Source organism: Subsaximicrobium wynnwilliamsii, from assembly GCF_007997225.1.
GTDB classification, from domain to species: domain Bacteria; phylum Bacteroidota; class Bacteroidia; order Flavobacteriales; family Flavobacteriaceae; genus Psychroserpens; species Psychroserpens wynnwilliamsii.
In genome coordinates this window covers 1-21,150 of record NZ_VORM01000034.1, presented here as the reverse complement: position 1 = coordinate 21,150, position 21,150 = coordinate 1, and the positions used below count along the sequence as shown (strand labels likewise).

Sequence of the window (21,150 nt, the reverse complement as noted above, 5' to 3'; positions counted from 1 at the left end):
AAAAAATCAAAAAATGTTTAATAGGCTACCAAGAGAGTGCCTTAACTTTTCGTATGCAATACGCTTTTGGGATTTAACGGTGTTTTTACTTATGGCTAGTTCATCAGCTATCTCTTTGATAGTATATTCGTTTAGGCTCAACCTAATGATTCTTTCACATTTGGTGGGCAGTTGCTTTATTGCAGTTTCGAGTTGGGAATAGGTGTCAATAATTGTTAATTGGGTAAGAAAGAACTCTTCCGTAACTATTTTTTCAAAGTCTATATCTGGAGATTGTATGACACTCCTGTGATATTTACTTTTAAGATAGTCTAAACAACGATTTCTAACAGACTTATAAAAGAAAGATTTAGCAGCATAAAAGTTTATATATTGGATGTCCTGTTCCCATACCTTGATAAACACCTCCTGAACAATATCTTCAGCGGTGTCCATATCATTAAGGTATTTGTTGGCAAACAAACACAAGGGCGGGTAGAGGGTATCAAAAAGGGACTTGAACCCTTCCAGACTTCTGGGATGTTGTTTGCCCTTATACATGTGCCATCGGTTTTTAAAGGGATTTTCTAATGATTTCCCTAATAAACGTTGAGCTCCATGTGTTTTTTGATTAAAACACCCTATGTTTTCAAATTTTAGAATATGCTAAAAAAAGGGCGTGAAACTCAACTTACCACGTTAGAGGTACTGGTATACCGTGCAGAGATAAGAGAGCTCACGCCCGGGACGTGAGCCTATCTACTTATCATCTCTCTGCAAAAATTACCAGTTTTCTAACATGAGATTCAAAGCGATGGCTTCAAATTTTTTAAATACGAAGAATCGCAAAAATACTAAATACAATATAATATTCTATCAAATATAATATAATTTATCGATACGCCAAAGCGTACCGATAAATTATTTGATTTATAGTTAATTGCATGGGTGGAATTAAATTCAGGAAATATCAAAATAAAGATTGCCATTGCTTTAAATAGACTTTTAACAATCAATATTGAATATTCTAAAGTTGAGGATGATGACTTGGATATAATCAAAAGTTACAATAAAATAGCTTTGGATGCTGATATCAGAAAAGCCACTGTTTCTGACGCTTTTAACGCAAAATCAAAATCAGGACCAAACTCTACGACTATAGTTTTAATTATCGAAGCTATGGGGTTTAGTATAAAAGATTTTGCCATAATCTATGACTCAATAAATAAAAATGATATTGAAAATTTTAATAACAGCAAGAATTAGTCAGAAATAATAACCATCAACTGTTTTTAATATTAAAATTATTGTTGTCCGATAAAAATAGTAAGTAAGACATTATGTGCTTGAAAGTCAATATAAGTGTTGTGATATTTTGAAAGCAGAAGATATTGAATTTAATAAAAAGGTAGCTTTGAGGGTAAAAGAGCTAAGGATGACTGTAAATAAAAATCAATAAAAATTTGCTGAAACTCATTTTGTGGATATACAAATGATTAGCCGTTGGCAAAACACGAATGACTGTAGAGGGATTTCAATACAAACCATCAATAGGTTTTGTAAGATGATTAATATTACACTAAAAGACTTTTTGATAACGAATTGTTTTCTAACTTAAATGACAGTTGTAAAGATATTTTACGTTGACAAATTGTTCAAATCGTAACTATTTGTTTTTTCGCCATTGTTTTGTGAGTTCTTGGATATTTCTCAAAATTATACCAAGATGAATATAAATGATAAAACGGAATTTCTAATTTCATTTGGAAAGTTGTTAGCAGATCATAGACAAAAAAGAAAATTAAGTTATCGCGAATTGGCTCAATTATGCGATGTTGACCATAGTCAAATTAGTAGAATAGAAAAAGGTCAAGTTAGTATTCAACTTACAACATTGTTCGAGTTGGCCAGAGGGTTAGATGTTCATCCTAAAGAATTATTAGACTTTAAATTCACATGTGGATAAATAAGGATGAGTTTTTGAAGTTGTTGGGTAGTCACATTAAAGCATTGAGATTATCTCGTAATTTGAGTCTGCGTGAGCTTCCTACACGGTAAAATATCGATTATAGTGATATAAGCAAAATAGAAAAAGGCTCAAGAAATATTCAATTGTCAACAGTACTTGAGCTTTCCAAAGGCCTAGAAATACACTCAAAAGAACTGTTTGATTTTAATTTGAAGAATAATGGATGTGATTAATTTTTCCATTTTTTCAAAATTAGCAAATCTAAAAACTATACAAATCCCTTTATTGTAATTCTAATAATAACTTCTTGTTTGATGGTTAATTTGAAATTTATAGGCTGAATGCCTATTTCTTTTGCCGCCATTGTTTTGTGAATTCGTCTTCTTCAGTACCTAACGGAAACAATACATAGTACCATATGCAATTGAGGTAATAGCGCATGATTCTAATACATCTTGGAAGATTTGATTATGGCATGTTCTAAGTTGTTAACATTGAGTATATAGCTTCATTATTTTATTTAATGCCTAACACTTAAATTTTTTTAAGTTCAATAAACCACACTTCTAAAGTGGGGTTGATTATTTGTTTGTCCATTTCAATTGTCAGATAAAAGTATATATTTGTTAGGATATAGTCTGTTAGCTGTAATTAACAAAAAAGAAAATGAAAATTTATCGAAATGAAAACATTTAAAGATTTAATAATAAAAAATAATTCCCAAACCGAATTAGAAGATATACTTAATAAAGTTATTTTAAGTTCGCCACCAGAATGGATATTCTTAGAAGAATTGGCTTCTGATTATTCAAAAAATGTCAGTAAACCAAAAGAACAAATAAGCTGTTTTGAGTCACCAGAGATAAATGGCGTCAAAGGTTATGTTTGGTTTGTCATATGGGAAAATGAACTGAAAGTAAATAATATAGTGCCGACAAAATCAGGGTCATTGTCCTTCGATGAGTACAATGGAATATTGGATGAATTCTACGAAAAATGTATAAAACCAATAACAATTGGAGCAGACTCTTCTTTGACTATTTCAGAAGGTAAATTTAACATCGAAATTATAGCTGGTACAACAGTTTTTGAATCTCTGAAAAAATGGGAAAAGTCTTGTAATCATTCTACTGGAAACACACATCCTATGGATTTTGAGAGATGGGCTAATTTTTTATGCATTTCTTTTAAAGAAAAATCAAAATTAACACCTGATTTGTTACAAAGGTGGTTGTTTGAAGCGTGTGATTGGAATGATGATGAATTAGTGTCAAAAATAGTTATTGATTATGAGTACGGCATTTCTATACTTGAGCACTATGTTAATAATTAATAACGCCCAAAAAAAGAATAAAAGTGAAGTCATAAATTTAATTGACATACATAAAAAACCTGTGCTTTTTTGGGACACTTGTTCTCTTTTAGACATTGTTAGACTTCCTTTACCAGATAGAAATAATAAAGTAGATACATTAAGTAAGGTTATTGAAATAAAGGATAAAATTGTGTCTAACGATATAATTAGTTTATCATCGGAATTGTGCATAACTGAATTTAACAATCATATAGAAAATTGGTCAAAGAGATTAGAATCTGAAAGTAAAAAACTATCAAAATCCCATAATAAATTTATTGGATTTATAAATAAAGTGAATTTAACATCTCAAACAATTTCAGATATAGATTTATCAATTTATAAAATAGAAGAGCTTTTGTGCCAAATTACACACGCAATAATAAGTAATACGATTTTTGTTGAAGAAGATGACACTTTCAAAGAGTTTGCCCATTTTCGGACTATGAATAAAATTCCGCCTGCACAAAAAAAAGGAGAATATAAAGATTGCTACATATGGGCTACTTGCTTAGAAATTAGAAATACCAATACAGATAAAAGTTACCCTTATTATTTTATATCAAGCAATGTATCCGATTACGCCAATGAAAACAAAAAAGAATTTGTGACAGAAATTAGTAATGAAGCTACAATTAATAACATTGAATATTTTTCAAATTTTAAAATAGCTTTCGGAATTTTAAAAAGTAAAAATATAGTATAATAACTACAGCTAATAACTAAGCATATGGCGCGCCGATAGGCCAGCGCTATATGCTATGTTGACTGATCCGGACTTTGTAAATAAGGGGTAATTCGAGAAGTTTGCAGTGAGCCTTGGAGAATTAGAACGACGTTTTACTGCACTTTATAGCACTCTTGATTTTAGAATGCTGCCCAAAAAAGTTTTTTCCGCAGTGATTTCCGTTGTTGACTGTAGAGATCATCTATTTTTTGTCTTTTTTTTTCGTTTTAGGCATCAGTATGCCAGGGCTCTTTTTGAGCCATTTTAAGCATTGTACTTCAGCAGTTTACGGTTTATGATTTGTTCATAGTTCTTTGGTGGGCCGCGACTGCCAAAAGTCAACAAGGTGACCAGGGTCTTCTTTTTACAACTTGGACAACAGTGGTGCAATGACTTTTCTTCTGCGACAGGAGGTTCTATATGTTTGAGGCCCACGTCTGCCAACTGAAGCTGTAGAAGTGGTAATCTCTCTTTTTTCCAACTACTGCTCAAAAATCCATAATGGCGAATACGTGTAAATCCCTTGGGCAGGATATGGAGCTGAAAACGCCGTATAAACTCTTTTGTGTCCAGTGTTATCATTGTTTTCTTCCCGCCTTTCCTGTACACCTTTAGACTGAATGCAACCGTCCCGTTCTCTTTGTCTATTGACAGGATGCGATGGTTGCTGATGGCTATCTTGTGCGTGTACCTTCCCAAATATTCAATGACGTGCTCTGGTCTGCCAAAGGGAGGTTTGGAATAGACCACCCAATTATGCCTGAACAAGTCATCATATAGACTTTTTGGCAAATGGGGAAGTGCCTTTCGTAACTTGGATGCAAACAGGCCCCGGAACTTGAAGCTCATTGCCTTTACCGAGAACAGAAAATCATCCTTTCCCGTTCCCTTTTTCCAAAATCCCGCTTTTGAGACACCGCCCTTGGGAACGATACAGTGCAGATGGGGATGCAGGCCCAGGTTCTGCCCCCAGGAGTGCAGTACGGCGATCATCCCTAGTTTGGCTCCCAGATGTTTGGGATTGTTCCCAAAGGCACATAATGTTTCTCAGACGCTATCAAACAATATCCTGTAGAGTTCTTTGGGATGGCGCATTGCAACAGGGTTTAGTGTATCGGGAAGTGTAAAGACCACATGAAAATAAGGCACCGGAAGAAGTTCTCTCCTCCTGGCCTCAATCCACTGATGCTGCTTATGTCCCTGGCATGTGGGACAGTGCCGGTTACGGCAGGAATTGAACTGTAAGTGCAACTTCCTGCAGTTCATGCACCAGTCCAAACGTCCGCCAAGAGCCTTGGTGCGGTATTTTCTGATCGCATGTAGGGCCCGTTCATTCCAACTGGTATGCGCTATTTTCTGCAGATGGCCCACTTCCAGATTCAACACATCTGCCACTCTATGTTTGGGATGCATTAGCTTTTGAACAAGGTGTCCAACGGACTGAACTTGACCGAGCTCTCGGAGCTGCAGACCTGAAGGTACATGATGGTGGTCTCAATACGGGCATGCCCCAACAGCTCTTTCAGGCTCATTATATTCAGCCCGTCCTCGAGCAGATGGGTGGCATAGGAATGACGAAGCGTATGGGCCGTAAACTTCTTCTGCGTGTTAACTTTTGAACGACTTTCTTTAATGACCCACTGGATGGCCCCTGTGGTAAGAGCCTGTGCGGCACCGTCGTTTGTGACCTAACTGTTGAAAACGTATTTTATGGGATGTTCGGTATCAAAATACTTTTTCAGGCCTCGAACAAGGTGAGCGCTAAGAGGAACATAGCGGTCTGTTTTTCCCTTTTTCTTTTTTATCAGCACAGTTCTGCGGTCAAAATCCAGATCCGATTGCAACAGGTCACAGAGCTCATAACTGCGCAGTCCACAACCGTAGAGCATGGCAAGAATCAAACGGTGCTTCAGGTCTTTTGGAGCATTCAACAGCTCGCGAACTTCTTGTTTGTTCAAAAGGACAGGAAGGCTGTTTTGCCTTTTTATCTGTGGAAGCCGGATACGTTTTTTATCAAGCCCCAACACCTTATAAGTGGCCCGAAGCCCATAAATGGTGTGCTTAAAAAAACTTTCTGATGGCGTCCTGTGAAGGTTTTGGCAATAAAAGAGATAGTCGTTGATCTGCTCTTCTGTAAGGTTCTCGGGGCTGCTTTCAAAATAGATCGTTAGATGGGCAAGGCAGCGCAGGTAGTTGTTTAAGGTGGTGGTTGCCTTACCGTTTATGGCAAAACTTTTTTCTAGGGCAACTGTTAGTTCTCTAAATTCGGGCACCTGTTCAAGGGCCGTTTCTAAAATGGTCTTTGCTTTTTTTTAAATACATCTTCTTAAGGTTTTTGTGAGTCACTAAGTTAATGTATTTTTATAACTAGCTAAAAAGCTTCCGAGGTACGAGGATTAGTTCAACAAAGTATAATAATAATAGGGCAATGAGTGCTTAACCCAATGGCAAAGGCACTTTTGCGAAGTCGCCAAATTTTTAAATTTGGATTATTAGTAAAGAAAAAATAATAAGAAAAAATTAAAAATTCGGCTTGTGTTTTACCGAATGGTAGTCGTCTTTTTTCCGCCTTACTATTCTTATAATAAAACCGTCGCCAGTAATAGAAAAAAACAAATTTGGAGATAGAAATAGACTTCCCGAGAAATGAATTTATTAAAGAACTTGAAAATTATATTCAAGAGGGTAAAGATTTACATAAAAAATTTAAACTATTACCTGTTAATCCCGACAATCTCGAATCACTAGAACGAGAATTTATTTATTGGACAGAAGAGGTTCAAGAGTTTTTAAAAATTAGATTAGCTACGATTTTTGAAAATGAGTTTTTGACGAAATTTGAGGGTACTAATAGAATTGATTTCAAACCAATAGTTAACGCTTTCGCTGGCGAAAAAGTTGATGTGGTTAAAAATAAATATGTCCATACATTAAATCAAACCAAGAAAAAATTGGTTGTTCTTAATCTATTAAAGAGAAAGACAAAATTTATGAAAACAGTAGAGTATTATTCAGAATCAACTACTGAACACGATACTTTAAATCGAAAAAAAGAAATGAAAGAAATTTTTATTAGTCATTCCAGTTTAGATTCGAAATACGTGGAGAAATTAATTGATATTTTTGAAGCCATTGGAGTTCCAAGCGATAAAATATTTTGTTCATCCTTTGAAGGATACGGAGTGAGGTTAGGAAATGATTTCCTTGAGGACATAAGAAAAAGACTGAATAGCAATGTCTTAGTTGTTTTTATTTTATCTGAAAATTTTTATTCTAGTGTAGTAAGTCTATGCGAAATGGGTGCAACTTGGGTAAAGACAAATAATCATATTCCAGTTTTAATACCACCTTTCGATTATAGTGATGTTAAAGGTGTAATTCCGACAACCAATGGAATGAAAATAAATGAAAAAGCAAAATATAATAGTCTAAAAAACGTAATTGAAGATTTTTTGGATTTAAAGCCAATTAATAATTCAGTTTGGGAACGCAAACGAGATAATTCTTTAAAGGATTTAAAAGTACTTTTAGAAACTGTAGTATACTCTACAGTCAATGAAAAACCTAAGAGGACTAAACAAACTGAAGAAAACTTAGAACTTAATTTTTATGATAATCAGGATGACATAATAAAATCAAAAAGTCAAAAAGAATGGCCTGATGATTTTGAAATGCAACTCGATTACATTGATAGACATAAAAATGCTATTGTAAAACTTAAAAAACATAACCCAATTGATATTGAACAGGGAAAATTCATAATTATTAGAACGAACGGAAGAAAAGAATGGCCTGACGATTTTGAAATGCAATTAGATTATGAGCAAAGACAAGTTGAAAGTCTTCGAAGATTAAATGAAAGGTAAAACTACTACTGGCAACATCGAGTATACTTAATTGCTACTACCTACAATCTTTGAAAAACCTCGCTGGCACCAAAGTCCGTTTTTATTACTAAATTAGTGCCCAGAGATAACGCAACTAAGCTTACACGGGGGCGTTGTGCGTAAGCACCTTGAATCCGCCCAGCCCAACCAGCCAGCATGCTAAAATAGAACAAATGAATCAACTATGGTTTGAAATGAAAGATTTGAAAAAACGGAAATTAGACAAATCCGTTTGGATTCCTCTTCGTTCGGACAAATCAATTCGTAACAATATTGAATTTGGTGAAGTTGGATATATCGACGATTTTATTGGTCATGGAACATTAATGCTTCCTGTAAGTAAAAAACCAATGACTAAAGATTTAGATTGGATGGATGTTGGAATAAATCATGCGCATAGTTTCAATTATTTATATGGTGAGTATTCGCAATCAGAAATGTTTGAAAACTCCGATTTTCAAGGAATACATTTAGTTTTAAATCAAAATTTTGATAACAATTATGACAATAATGAATGGCATCTTCATCAAGATTTAGTTATTAATCTAGGATTAAAAAGAGAAAAAGATATTTGGGTTTGTCCAAGAAGAGGTTATGTTGAAGTTGCAAAACTGGAAAGAAATAAAGAAGGAAGTCCAATATTAATTCAAATCAAAAATCAATTTCTTAAGGATTATTTGTGTGCTAGAAATTGTGGTTTGTATATAACTTCATATTTCTGCAGAGACGAAATTTTTTCCAATAGAGAAATACTATCATGGCGTGGTGATTCTAAAAGCACGAAAGAAGGAAAGGATGTTTGGGAATGTAGAGTTCTAGAAATTCATGAAGGCGGTTTTTCTTTTGGAGAAAAAATAGCAATTTCTCATGCAAGTCGAACAGACGTAGATGAAGCAGAAGATATACCTGATATGACCTCTTTTCCTACAGATTCGAATATAAAATCTGAATTTCATGAAAAAAGTTTCAAAGGGAAAAAGTTGTATCGAATTATAGCAGAATTTTGGAAATACGAATGGATTAATCCAGCTAAATCAAGCCCTGTTGTTTTGGGAGAAGAACAACAAATTGACATGTTTTATATTGTTGATGCAGAAGGAAACAAAGAAAGTGGAGAAGAATTAAAGAAAGGAGGTAAATGGCTTTGGTTTAGCCCTGAATTAGTTTCATCACTAATATTAAAAAGAGGTGGGTTTTTAAGTTGGTATTCAAAAAACACTGGCAGTATTTCCTGTGCTCCATCATTTGGAGTTCATTTTGGAATGAATGATTTAGGTCTAATAACAGTTTATGCAAAAGACGTTGGTAATTTACCAATTTGGCAACAACAAATTTGGGTAGGTCATAACATTTCTCCAGAAGGTGGAATATCTAAAGAATTGTATGATTCTCAAGTAAAAGCTGTACCAGCTTCAACTTTAGCTCCAGAAGACTTTATTGAAAAAGTAATAAATCAAATAAATGAGGCATCAAAACAAAACTTAAATATTGATTTTTTCAGAGGACATCATTCTATTAACGAAATTATTAATTCTATAAGTCGATTTAGAGCAGTTGATGATAAAGGACTATTCTCTCTTGCAAAAGACATTGCTAGAATAATTGTCGATGACATTGATATTGAATCACTTCAGAAAATAGCAACTCCACCTAAAAAAACGAAATGGGGTTCTTTAAAAACCGTTGAAAATCTTTTGGCTATTAAAATCCCAAAAGAAGACGCTCGAAAAATATTAAGCTCTTTTGTAGGTGTTTATGAATTAAGACATGGAGATGCTCATTTGCCAAGTAGTGAAATTGAAAATTCATTCAAGTTGATTCTAATAGATAGAAACAAGCCGAGTATCATTCAAGGTTATCAAATGATCTTTGCTTGCGTGGACAATCTACATCTTATTTTGAGTATTATTAGAAAATGGAATGTAATTGAACAAGAGAAATAAAATACTGCACCTAAAAAAGCCGCGTATTGTTAATTGCTTGGTTATCTACTGCTTGAGAAAATCCTTGCAGATTTTCTATCCGGTTTTATTAATAAATTAATGCTTTGAGAAAGCGCAATTAATAGCACTCAAATCCGTTGCCACATATTTAAGAAATTTAATGAATATTCGTTTAAATAAGATAATTATAGAAAATTGTAAAGAATTCGACCTTTGGACTGAAATTCTTAATCAGCAAAGAGCATCCATATTTACAGAGGAAATTCAGAGTGAAGAAGAATTTACAAATGTGACTTACGAAACTTCCGCCGTACTTGGGAAAATTGCTGATTTAGCGATAAGATACGGCAATTTTAAAGATGATTTTGACACAAGTAAAATGCACCTCAATTTATATGGGCCATCTTTAATAATTAAATCGATAAAAACAAACGGAACTTATTATTTAGCGACTGATTTAGAAGGAATCTATTTAAGAACTTCTTTCCTTCACGCTGAAAATCTAAAAAATATGAGAGATGATTTTTGGTCGGAACTTTTTGAACTAAAAAAATTCAGCGGATTTGAATACGAGGAAAATTCATTTTTTTCTATCGATGTTCAAAGAAAATACCCCGAATTATTTCAAAATTATAAAGACACGATGTTTTTAATGTTCAGAAAGTATTTCTTATCATATACAGAAAAGCATAATGATATTGATATTGGATTTTTTAAAGTTCAATGGAAACCTGAAGAGGATTTTGGCAAAATGATTGAGGAAATATGTTTGGCATTTAAATCTATGTACAAATTGGATTATAAATTGTGGAAAATAACTGAATTACGAAATAAAAAAAGCAATCACTAAGCCGTGCATGGTTGTTATTTGGTTATGAATTACTTGTAAAAACCCTAGCGAATTTTCTATTCAGTATTTATGTGCTAACTTTAGTGTCTAACCACGTAACTAATCATAGTGTGCCAAGAATCAGCCATGGCAATAAAAGGTTGAATGCTGTAAATAAGATGATGGTAGGTCCATCAGAGTCGTTGTATAGGCGATGGCTCTAAACCACCTAAAGGTGCTTTGATTAATAGTCTTGGTACTGAGCGTTTAGGAGAATCTAGTCCAAGAGGTTAGCAGGTATGAATAAACCTGCCTGCCGGCAGGCAGGGGAGTTGATCCGCCTGAGGCGGAGAACCATTGATGAGGTGTCGAGAAGTTGCTGCCTCCAGTCAAAAGCTACAGGGCGGAGCGTAAAGAACATGTCCTCCGGACATTTTTAGCGAACGAGCCAGCTGGCGTGAATGGCTGTACGGAGTGAGAAGTAATGTTAGAGATAACATTAATTACAGAGAGTGCCTATTTATTTTCTGCAAGGCTGGCGTCATTCAGGTGGCAAGAACTTTATTTGGGCTTATTTACGGAACTTGGGAAGCTGCATACGAATGTTAAGGGAAATGTACAATAGGCACAACCTAAAGGCAGAATACCAATGCTGTATGCAGTGGCAGACTCATTCGTAGTAGTGATGAAGTTTCTGTAATGGAAGTGGAGCGAAGGGATGGGCTAATTATATTTACGATTTGCCAACTTGCAAAAGGATGAGCTTATATTTGTAAATTAAATTAGAAGAGCCGTGTGAGGGGAGACTTTCAAGCACGGTTCTGTGAGAGGCTTGGGGTGAAACTCCCCTTGTCTACTCGATCACGAACCGTTAGCAACAAGCTGAAAACAAATAACGAAAATTAAATGAAAAAGAATATCAAAGCATTTTTTAAAGAAATAGTTCCGATAATAATTGGAATTCTAATTGCTATATACATCAATAATTGGAATGAAGATAGAAAAGATAAAAATTATATTAATCGAATATCAGCATCAATTAATAAAGAATTAACCGAAACTAATAATGATATAATTGAAAAATTTGCCCTTCAAGAGACATTGATTGACACTCTTGATTTTTATAAAAAAGATGACAAAATATCGATATTAGATATTCTGATGAAAGTCAATGGGGTTAGTATTCCTTCAATCAAAATAAGTTCTTGGAAAGCTATTTCTAATTCAAAAATTGAATTAATGGAATATGATAAAATCTCTAGTTTAGCGAATATTGAAGAGGAAAAGGAAATATTGAAAGCAAAAAGCAACTATGTGATGAACTTAGTTTACTCAAATCTAAACGATACTGGGATTGATAAAAAGGAAATTTTAAAAATAATGATGTTTGATATTATTAGTACAGAAATAACAATACAAGAGGAGATTGAGGTAATTATAAGTGAATGAATACTTTTTGCTAATAAAGTAAGATAGTTCAAAATTAATAGCGAGGATAGGGAGTTTGAACAAACAGCTAGCAAGAAAAGCCAGTTGCTAACACCGTATATATCTCATAGCTAGTTAGTTGCTTAATCGTAGTTAAGGCATATTTGCAAGTCCACCAAATTTTTTAATTTGGCTTATTGAGAAAAAAGATAATAAGAAAATTAAAAAATTCGGCTCGTGCTTAACCGAAAAATTATCGCTAAATTCCACGCTAATAGTTATATACAAGAACGTTGTCATTAATAGCAAAAAAAATCCAACTAACAGAAAACTAAGTAGAAATGAATATTAAGAATTTTGAATTTAAGGCGAAAGTAAGTGAACTTGAAGAATATGAAAACAAACTACTTACGCTAAATCCAAAATTTCAAGGAACAGACCATCAAATTGACACATATTTCAACACGGAATTAGGAAGACTAAAATTAAGAGAAGGGAATATTGAAAACTCGTTAATAAATTATGACAGAGAGAATATTTCAGGTTCAAAAGAATCTACAATAATTTTATATCAACACGAACCAAATGTTGCTTTGAAAAATATACTAAAAAGACAACTTGGAGTAAAAGTTATAGTTGATAAAAAACGAAAAATATATTTTATTGATAATATTAAATTTCACTTTGACCTTGTGGAGAATTTAGGAACATTTTTAGAGGTGGAGGCAATAGACAGTAAAGATGAATTTACAATTGAAGAACTGCAAGAATAATGCGACAAGTATTTCAACTTTTTTGAGTTAACCAAAATAATTTAGTTGACAAGTCTTATAGCGACTTAACTGTAGAACTGAAAAAAAACACGATTTAAGAATTAGGTTTAAAAGCCTAACCAAAAATTAGTCTTTGAGCTAACTATGCAGAAATGATTGAAATAAAGAAATATACTGAATTGTCAGAAAAGTTAAGGAATCAATTAAGCTCGTATATCGAAGATGAATTTGGACACATTCCTATTGTTAAAGAAACCGAATGGGAAACACCCAATTTAACAATAATATTTTACGATAATGAACAAATAGTTACTTTCTATAATATTGTTCTAAGAGAAATTAGTATTGATAATAAAAAAATTAAAATTGCAGGTCTAAACAACGTTATGACCCCAAAAGAATTTCGCGGTATGGGTTATGCTTCAATAGTTTTAAGAGAAATAGAAAATCTAATTTTTACAAGTTTAAGCTGTGAAATGGGTCTTTTACTTTGTGCCGATGCTTTAATTCCTTTTTATGAAAAATTCAACTGGTACAAAATTGATTGCCCCGTTTATTTTGAACAATCAAGCGGAGTAAAATTGTGGGGAGCAAGTACAATGCTTTTGACTAGAGATGAAAAAATATGTGCTGATAAAATTGAATTAAACGGGTTGCCATGGTAAAAAAACGCCACCATAACAAATAATTAGGGCCTCATTTTTGATAAGTATTAAGTAAATGGACTTCACTCAAACGCAACTGATGCGAAGGACTTTACTCGGTCATGGAAAAATAGAAAAATAATTTATTAGCCTAAGCGGAACGTACTTACTCTTGCGGTAGCTACTAATGACAACAATGGCTATAACAAATAGGGCAGAAAGTGCTATATTTAAAGGCTTGGGCGTATTTGCAAAGTCCGCAAAATCTTTGAGATTTTGCTTTGTCCAGAAAAAAAAGAAAAAACAAAACCCAAAGGTTTTGCTAAGTGCATGGCGGAAAGTAATCGCTTATCATCCGCCCTACTTGTCATAACCTTACCGTTGCCCACAATTTAAAAAACCACGATACTGAATGACAGAAATTATTGATTTAAGTCAAGAAATCTACGAAGGAATGCCAGTTTATAAAGACCTTCCGCAAGTAAAAATGACAGTTCATAATTCTCACGAAGAATGGAATGGAATAAAAAATCCCGAAACTAAAACGCCTGCTGTTCACAAATTAGAATTAGGAGAACATACGGGAACGCACGTTGACGCTATAAATCATATGGCAATTCAATATAAGGGTAAATCAATTGACAAAATGCCTTTATCGATGTTTTACACAGAAGGAATTTGTTTAGATTTTTCTCATAAAAAACTTAAAGAATTAATTGAACCAAACGAAATCGAAGATGCTTGTGAAAAAACTGGTTTAAAAATAGAAAAAGGAGATACAGTATTAATTTATACAGACCATTATAGAAAGTGTTTTAACGGAAAAGACTGGTCAAATGGTCCGGGAATTTCGACAAAAACTGCTCGATGGTTAGGAGAAAAAGAAATATCTGCTTTTGGAGTTGAAACTATGTCACCTGGAGTTCCTGGAATTTCAAATAAAGAGGTTCACCATATTTGTGGAGAATTGAATTTTACACATTACGAGAATATGATAAACCTGAATTTATTGATTGGAAGAGGAAGATTTAGATTTATAGGTTTTCCATTAAAAATTAAAGGAGGAACAGGTTCGCCAGTTCGAGCTGTTGCTATATTTGAAAAGTAAAGCGGAAAAAACTGTGGGCAACAATGTATATAAAACATAGCTATTATAGGCTTTCCAAATGGTTTTTGTGTCTTTTCGAAGACCGCCAAATTTTTAAATTTGGCTTTTAGTAAAATAAAGATAAAAAGAAAAATTTAAAAATTCGGCTCGTGTATAATTCGAAACGATAGCGTCTTTTTACACGCTACGTTTCATAGTGTGCCAAGAAGCAGTCACGGCATTAAACTGGCTGCATGCTGTAGATAAGATGATGGTAGGTCCATCAGAGTCGTCGTATAGGCGATGGCTCTAAACCACCTAAAGGTGCTTTGATTAATAGTCTTGGTACTGAGCGTTTAGGAGAATCTAGTCCAAGAGATTAGCAGGTATGAATAAACCTGCCTGCCGGCAGGCAGGGGAGTTGATCCGCCTGAGGCGGAGAACCATTGATGAGGTGTCGAGAAGTTGCTGCCTCCAGTCAAAAGCTACAGGGCGGAGCGTAAAGAACATGTCCTCCGGACATTTTTAGCGAACGAGCCAGCTGGCGTGAATGGCTGTACGGAGTGAAAAGTAATGTTAGAGATAACATTAATTACAGAGAGTGCCTATTTATGTTCTGTAAGGCTGGCGTCATTCAGATGGCAAGAACTTTATTTGGGCTTATTTACGGAACTTGGGAAGCTGCATACAAATGTTAAGGGAAATGTACAATAGGCACAACCTAAAGGCAGAATACCAATGCTGTATGCAGTGGCAGACTCATTCGTAGTAGTGATGATCCCGATAGCTATCGGGACTGTAATGGAAGTGGAGCGAAGGGATGGGCTAATTATATTTACGATTTGCCAACTTGCAAAAGGATGAGCTTATATTTGTAAATTAAATTAGAAGAGCCGTGTGAGGGGAGACTTTCAAGCACGGTTCTGTGAGAGGCTTGGGGTGAAACTCCCCTTGTCTACTCGATCACCACACGTTGTGTGCAATGTAAAAACCGCCTGAAAATTGACAGAAAGAGAAGAAAGAATAGAGAAATACAGGAAATTCTTGATTGAAGAACAAGAAAAGGAATTGGCGGAAAATTCAGAACTTATTAAAAATTTCTTGCAGTATTGCAAAAAGAAAAAAATTATAATTTCAGAAAAAAATATTGAATATATTCCTACAATAGGAATTGTTGCGAATTATCCAAACTTGGTCAACTTACTAAATAACAAAATTCAAGTAGATAAAGAGGAATTAGTATCTTTTGACGTTTTGGAAAAGGAATTCAAAAAACAACGATTTGCTTCCGGATATTTAATATCTGATATGTTTATGGCAATGGCTAATTCTTATTTTAGAAGAGGTCATTACGAAAAAAACGCTTTTGCACCGAGATTTATTGAACTTTATTGGAATTATAGTTCATCCAAAAATGATAAATACATAAGTTTAGATTTTGATAGAGTGAGAATAAATGTTGACAACCGAATGTTAATAGAATTGGACACTTGGTATGGAGCAAAATTTGAAGAAAATATTTCGGATATAGAAGATGGAATAGTTAAGTTAACGCCACCTTTAGATTTAGAAAAATTTGATATTAAATTGTTTTTCAACGATGTTCATTCACTTAATATTAAATGGTACACTAAAGAGAATATCAAAGTTTTTCAAGCAGAGGAATTCAAACAAGAAACCGAAAAAATAATCAAAAACGGAATTGAATATTATCCTGCCAAATATATTCACGCAGAATTTGACAAACTAACTGGAACATTTCGACATTTTGACGGAGCTATACATTTTTACACAGAAAATGAATATTTACAAAGGCGTGAAACGGATTTTAATCATAATGACAAAACTGGTTCACAAATAAAAACTCTATCTCAAAAGTTATTTAAAGTGAATGGAGAAATTGAAATTAAGGATTGGGTTGAATTAACAAGTCATTTTTTAACTGGAAATCCATTAATTTTAGAATATTTCGAAGGAAAATTGCCAGATAGAATAATTGAAATAATAAGTAGATTGAAAAACGAAAAGTGAGAAAACACTGCACACAACACCGTATAAAAATAATTGCGGTTATGTGCTTAATCAAAGGTCGTTGTGTGTTTGTAACGTCTGATTTTCCTGCGGAAAATCCTCGCATACAAACCAGCAACTATTCTTAAACATAAACGTTGTGCCTCATGCAGAACAAACACATTATACGATAATAAAAGAATATGGTTACAACCATTATAGAAAAATATCTTTCAAGTGTTGACCAAGCAACATTTCAAAAACTAATGAATCACCTTTTGCATCTGGAAGGGTATAAATTCATCAGTTCACCAGGGGCCGTTACCGGAAAAAATAAAACAAGCAAAGGAAGCCCAGACAGCTTCTTTGAGGAGGAGGATAATTTTATTTTCTGCGAATACACGACCCAAGAAAGGCTTGCTACAGGCGAGACTTTTTTCAAAAAATTGAAAAAGGATGTTGACCATTGTTTTGATGTAAAAAAAACCAAAGTTGACAAGTCTAAAGTATCAAAAGTCCTTTTAGCTTTCACTGAAAAAATAAAACCAAATGAACATAAAGAGTTACAGAGAAAAGTTAAAAAACATAATCCGAAAGCGGAACTTATAATCTATTCCATCCAAGAAATTCCTTTCAGGTTGGTTTATTATCCGGGTTTAGCGGACAAATACATAGCCGGAGTAACGACAACAAAAGGCACGCTTTACACTTTGCCCGACTTTCTTAAAACAACTGAAAAGGGTTTACAACCATCTTTAATAAATCCGTTTGCAGGTCGAGAAGTCGAAATCAAACAAGCAAAAGAATCCTTACTCTCAAATGACATTCTGATAATTACAGGAGGTCAAGGAGTAGGTAAATCAAAACTTGCTGTTCACTTAGCAGAAATTTTTGAAAGGGAACTTAGCTATGAACCACGTGTTATTGCAAGCAGCCCTGTTCCATTATGGGAGGATTTGAACAACTTTATCCTACCATCAAATAAATATTTCATCTTTTTTGATGACGCAAACAAGGCGTTACCAAATCTGGATTACCTTTTACAGTTTATAAATGGCAGAGAAAAGGGAACTACAAAAATTGTAATTACTGTAAGGGATTATGTACGGAATGACCTCAACAAATATCTGCTTGATGCCCTTTACAATGAACTAATAGTAAAGCCCCTTGAAGACAAACAGATAACGGAAATAATAAACAAATCACTTCCCAAAGATATTTCGTTAGATCCTTTGGTTTTAGAGAGAATCCTCTCACTATCTAAAGGCAATAGTCGCCTTGCTTTAATGGCAGTTTCATCCATTTTGAAAAATAACGACATCGGTATTCTAAATGATGCTTTCACTCTGTATGACCAGTATTTTCAGAAAGTGAAAACTGACCTTTTGTTTTTAGATAAACCCGAGAATCTTAAAGCACTTGGTATTCTCTCTTTTTTCGGGGTATTGGACAGAGGCAATGAGGAAATAAAACAAATTTTAACGAAGCATTTTGGCATTGACTGGAATGAGTTGTGGGAAACTTATCTTGAGTTAGAAAAAGTTGAACTGGTTGATATATTCCACAATGAAGCAGCAAAGATTTCAGACCAAGTATTAGCAACTTATGTTTTCTATAAAACCTTTGTGGATGAAAATTCTGCTTCCATAAATTATTCTGACTGGTTGAATTATTTCATTGCTAAATACGATAAAAAAATAAACAAAACACTCATAGACATAATCAACACTTTTGGATTTGTCGAATTGAAAGACCGAGTAACAAGTTTGATTTCAAATTTTCATAAACAGATTGAATCAGACGAAGCCAAGCTTTTCAAGTTCTATGAAATATTTTGGTTCTACAGAGAGATGGATACTCTTTTGTTTATCAGAAAATGGATAGACAATTTAGAGATTGAAAACACAGAACTTGAGGACATCAAATACACGTATGAAGTAAACGATTTCGTTTTGGCTCCTGAATATTTGAGGTTACTAATCAACTTTTGGAATCACAACACTCCATTTACGAAAGAAGCTATAGAGTTGGGGTTAAAATTGATGTTCAAGCAACCTTCGCAAGTTCCTGAAGTGCTAAAGCACCTGAAAGAGCATCTCGCATTCCATCGCTATGACTTCAGGTATGGCTATCCTCGACAACTCACATTGCTTAATGTCCTGAACAAGGACTCTTTTTCTGAAAGAGAAAAAGCAATGGCGGAGAAATTATTTCTTTCAATTGTTCCTTCCTACCTCGGTTGGGAGTTTCATCAGACGGAAGGAAAAAGTGGCGGACAAATGATGATTTACAATTTCGCCTTAGTGAAGAACAACTCTCTCATGGAACTCAGGAAAATAGTTTTGGAAAGGATGTTCTGCTTGTTTGTAAAAAATGAAGCCACAGTTTTAGCTACACTGCATAAGTATGCTTGGACTGTAAAAAGTTTTGATTCTACTATTTACGCTGACGAACAATCCGACATTACAGCTTTTTTCCAGACTAATTTGAAGCCCGAAAACTATGCTCATTGCAAACTGGTCCATGAATATGTTAACACACTGAAAGAACACAATATTGAGCCTCTAATGGATTGGGACTTGTTTTTGAACTCAGATTCAATGGGAATCGCAAAAATATTTAGTTCAAAGTTTGACGATGAGAAACTCAAGTTTGAGGAAAGAGACGTAAAGAAGAAAGCGGAAATTAAAACTTTTGTTGCGGACAAGGATATAAATTTTATAGAAACGGTTTTTAACCGATTGGATTCAATTTATCAAGATGCCGCTAAAAGCAGAGACACATTTTGGATTGACTCTAGTTTAAGCCTTTTGTTTCAGGTTCTTGCTGAATCTGATAGTAAAATTTACTACAAATCGCTTGAATTAATAATGTTAGGCAAGCATTCTTTTGAGCTAAATTATGGAAGCGTTATTCAATATCCAATAAGAAAAGAATTGGTTAAACATAAAGAGCTATACAAGCACATAAATAGATATGAATACAAACAAAAGCAGTTTTGGAAACAAATATTTTTTGATGCAATTGATGAAAATGCAATTGATGAATTCTATTTACAAGAGTTCATTGGTTTTCTCTTTTCTGTAAGCAATAGGTTTTATATCTACGAATTTGATAAGAAAATAAAATTTGAGAAGCAGTTTCATCTTTCAAAATCGCTTTTACCACCATCAGCACTAAATCACGAAAATGTTATAACCTATATTACGGAAATATTATTATCAAAAGTAGACAGCATTGACATCACATTTGACCGTCAAACTTGTGAAAAGTGTGTCAATCATTTCAACAAGAAAATTGGTTTGCTAAAACAGGTATTCTATCTTCATAAAAAACGAGACCCTCACTATGACCATGATGGCAAAGAAATGGCTGCTGTTTCATCATTAGACCATTTCTTTTTAGTTGAGTATTTAACCGAAGTCACAAAAGACGTTTCCTTTATTCAGTTCAAATTCGATAGTTCAAATCTGACTTTTGTTTGGGGTCTACCTGAATATGTGGATATCCTTGATAAATCTCTCGAAATAATCATTGCAAAGGCTCCTATTTTTTCCAATTTTGAACATCAGGCAAATGCGTTATTTAAGGGATTAAAATTGGACGAAAAGCAATTAGAAAAAGTTTACACCTACATCAGTAGATTTATTTCTAAACACTATGGCTCAAAGCAACATATTCATATCATTCTAAATGTAGTTACATACAGCTTCAATGACCAAGTGTTACGTTTTTTAAAGGGATTTTTGCAGCTTAACAAAGATATTGAGTTTATGAAATGTCTTTGGTTAGAAAAGAATGGTGCTTTTTCTGGTAGCCGTGTCCCAAGAATCGAAGGTCATATCAATTTTAGTAATTCAATTATTGAGATGATTAAGACTTTGCCGAACCCGCTTGACTATGCTGAACATATAAAGAACTTTGAGCAAGAAATTGAATGGGCAAGACAAGATAAACAAGTAGAAATGAAAAGGGATTTTATCGGATGGACAGATTAATTTAGTTTATAAATTTGACTACAAGAAATAAAAGAGTAAAAGCACGAAGGCACAACAAAGGCTATACCCAATAAGGGTTTTAGTGGTAAGTTGAGAGTTAATGCAAGAATAGAAATTAGTAATAAATTGAAACGGTGGAGCTTCGAAACCCCTTAGTGGGCATAGCCAAACCGTTATGTGCAAGCTGAAAAAAAATCCTGCTTATCCAAAAACAGAATTCAAATGAAGAAAATACTTTTAATAATTCCTTTACTTATTGGTTGTTCGTCAACAAAAGAAAAATCTGAATATGAAAGTCTTTTAGACTACGAAGGAAAATACGAATATGTTGATAATACGACATTAGAACTTTGTATATCCGTTTAGTGTCCATTAGCTGTAATGCTTGCTATTACTAGTCTATCAAAGATTCGCTCACCAAAATATCTTCGATTTAACTTGTAAACAAACTCGTTTAGATAAAGTTGCAGATATTTTTTCTTGATTTTATGGTACGTTCCTGTAAAATTCCGTTTAGCATTA

At 33.8% G+C, this 21,150-nt stretch carries 15 protein-coding genes and 2 pseudogenes; 13 read left to right on the top strand and 4 right to left on the bottom strand.

Going from position 1 to position 21,150, the window contains the following annotated elements:
- Positions 1–6 precede the first annotated feature (6 nt).
- Positions 7–540: an RNA polymerase sigma-70 factor gene (locus tag ESY88_RS18875; RefSeq protein ID WP_147088223.1), complete on the bottom strand. Its 534-nt coding sequence runs from the start codon at positions 538–540 to the stop codon at positions 7–9.
- Positions 541–927: 387 nt separating this feature from the next.
- Between ESY88_RS18875 and ESY88_RS18870 the strand changes: the two genes are divergently transcribed.
- The 4 genes from ESY88_RS18870 to ESY88_RS18845 all read left to right on the top strand — a co-directional run bounded on the left by ESY88_RS18870 (position 928) and on the right by ESY88_RS18845 (position 4,008).
- Positions 928–1,245, top strand: a complete 318-nt coding sequence (locus ESY88_RS18870) for a hypothetical protein (protein ID WP_147088222.1) — start codon at positions 928–930, stop codon at positions 1,243–1,245.
- A gap of 460 nt (positions 1,246–1,705) precedes the next feature.
- Positions 1,706–1,945: a helix-turn-helix domain-containing protein gene (locus ESY88_RS18860; protein ID WP_147088221.1), complete on the top strand. Its 240-nt coding sequence runs from the start codon at positions 1,706–1,708 to the stop codon at positions 1,943–1,945.
- 685 nt (positions 1,946–2,630) lie between these two features.
- Entirely contained in the window at positions 2,631–3,281 is a 651-nt protein-coding gene (locus tag ESY88_RS18850) for a hypothetical protein (protein WP_147088220.1), read from the top strand.
- Positions 3,238–4,008, top strand: a complete 771-nt coding sequence (locus ESY88_RS18845) for a PIN domain-containing protein (protein WP_189702656.1) — start codon at positions 3,238–3,240, stop codon at positions 4,006–4,008. Before ESY88_RS18850 ends, ESY88_RS18845 begins: the two co-directional genes overlap by 44 nt.
- Before the next feature lie 285 nt (positions 4,009–4,293).
- Here ESY88_RS18845 and ESY88_RS18840 read toward each other — a convergent pair.
- Together ESY88_RS18840 and ESY88_RS18835 are read right to left on the bottom strand one after the other, a co-directional pair.
- Positions 4,294–5,442 (bottom strand): annotated as a pseudogene (locus ESY88_RS18840) (IS91 family transposase).
- A pseudogene (locus ESY88_RS18835) lies at positions 5,442–6,056 on the bottom strand (tyrosine-type recombinase/integrase). The pseudogenes ESY88_RS18840 and ESY88_RS18835 overlap by 1 nt, the downstream one beginning before the upstream one ends.
- Before the next feature lie 591 nt (positions 6,057–6,647).
- On the opposite strand from ESY88_RS18835, the gene ESY88_RS18830 reads away from it, so the two are divergent.
- From ESY88_RS18830 to ESY88_RS18790, 9 genes are all read left to right on the top strand, one after another.
- Positions 6,648–7,895, top strand: a complete 1,248-nt coding sequence (locus tag ESY88_RS18830; RefSeq protein ID WP_147088218.1) for a toll/interleukin-1 receptor domain-containing protein — start codon at positions 6,648–6,650, stop codon at positions 7,893–7,895.
- A 194-nt stretch (positions 7,896–8,089) separates the two neighbouring features.
- Entirely contained in the window at positions 8,090–9,859 is a 1,770-nt protein-coding gene (locus tag ESY88_RS18825) for a hypothetical protein (protein ID WP_147088217.1), read from the top strand.
- A 160-nt stretch (positions 9,860–10,019) separates the two neighbouring features.
- Positions 10,020–10,709 (top strand): hypothetical protein, encoded by a 690-nt coding sequence (locus ESY88_RS18820; RefSeq protein WP_147088216.1) that lies wholly within the window; start codon positions 10,020–10,022, stop codon positions 10,707–10,709.
- 885 nt (positions 10,710–11,594) lie between these two features.
- Entirely contained in the window at positions 11,595–12,137 is a 543-nt protein-coding gene (locus ESY88_RS18815; protein ID WP_147088215.1) for a hypothetical protein, read from the top strand.
- Positions 12,138–12,457: 320 nt separating this feature from the next.
- Positions 12,458–12,889 (top strand): class IV adenylate cyclase, encoded by a 432-nt coding sequence (locus tag ESY88_RS18810; protein WP_223270895.1) that lies wholly within the window; start codon positions 12,458–12,460, stop codon positions 12,887–12,889.
- A 152-nt stretch (positions 12,890–13,041) separates the two neighbouring features.
- The gene (locus tag ESY88_RS18805; RefSeq protein ID WP_147088214.1) at positions 13,042–13,554 is read left to right on the top strand and encodes a GNAT family N-acetyltransferase; all 513 of its coding nucleotides are present in this window, start codon (positions 13,042–13,044) and stop codon (positions 13,552–13,554) included.
- A 391-nt stretch (positions 13,555–13,945) separates the two neighbouring features.
- Entirely contained in the window at positions 13,946–14,641 is a 696-nt protein-coding gene (locus ESY88_RS18800; RefSeq protein WP_147088213.1) for a cyclase family protein, read from the top strand.
- Between the two features lie 981 nt (positions 14,642–15,622).
- Entirely contained in the window at positions 15,623–16,651 is a 1,029-nt protein-coding gene (locus ESY88_RS18795; RefSeq protein WP_147088212.1) for a hypothetical protein, read from the top strand.
- 182 nt (positions 16,652–16,833) lie between these two features.
- Positions 16,834–20,628 carry an nSTAND3 domain-containing NTPase gene (locus ESY88_RS18790; RefSeq protein ID WP_147088211.1) on the top strand — a complete coding sequence of 1,265 codons (3,795 nt, stop codon included), beginning with the start codon at positions 16,834–16,836 and terminating at the stop codon, positions 20,626–20,628.
- Between the two features lie 362 nt (positions 20,629–20,990).
- Here the strand turns inward: ESY88_RS18790 and ESY88_RS18785 are convergent.
- Positions 20,991–21,150: transposase (locus tag ESY88_RS18785; RefSeq protein ID WP_147089840.1), on the bottom strand; the 160-nt coding region annotated here is incomplete at its 5' end.

Coding starts and splice junctions, on each gene's coding strand:
- ESY88_RS18800 (WP_147088213.1), top strand. CDS start 13,946: ATGACAGAAATTATTGATTTAAGTCAAGAAATCTACGAAGGAATGCCA.
- ESY88_RS18820 (WP_147088216.1), top strand. CDS start 10,020: ATGAATATTCGTTTAAATAAGATAATTATAGAAAATTGTAAAGAATTC.
- ESY88_RS18810 (WP_223270895.1), top strand. CDS start 12,458: ATGAATATTAAGAATTTTGAATTTAAGGCGAAAGTAAGTGAACTTGAA.
- ESY88_RS18790 (WP_147088211.1), top strand. CDS start 16,834: ATGGTTACAACCATTATAGAAAAATATCTTTCAAGTGTTGACCAAGCA.
- ESY88_RS18860 (WP_147088221.1), top strand. CDS start 1,706: ATGAATATAAATGATAAAACGGAATTTCTAATTTCATTTGGAAAGTTG.
- ESY88_RS18815 (WP_147088215.1), top strand. CDS start 11,595: ATGAAAAAGAATATCAAAGCATTTTTTAAAGAAATAGTTCCGATAATA.
- ESY88_RS18825 (WP_147088217.1), top strand. CDS start 8,090: ATGAATCAACTATGGTTTGAAATGAAAGATTTGAAAAAACGGAAATTA.
- ESY88_RS18845 (WP_189702656.1), top strand. CDS start 3,238: ATGAGTACGGCATTTCTATACTTGAGCACTATGTTAATAATTAATAAC.
- ESY88_RS18875 (WP_147088223.1), bottom strand. CDS start 540: ATGTATAAGGGCAAACAACATCCCAGAAGTCTGGAAGGGTTCAAGTCC.
- ESY88_RS18850 (WP_147088220.1), top strand. CDS start 2,631: ATGAAAACATTTAAAGATTTAATAATAAAAAATAATTCCCAAACCGAA.
- ESY88_RS18805 (WP_147088214.1), top strand. CDS start 13,042: ATGATTGAAATAAAGAAATATACTGAATTGTCAGAAAAGTTAAGGAAT.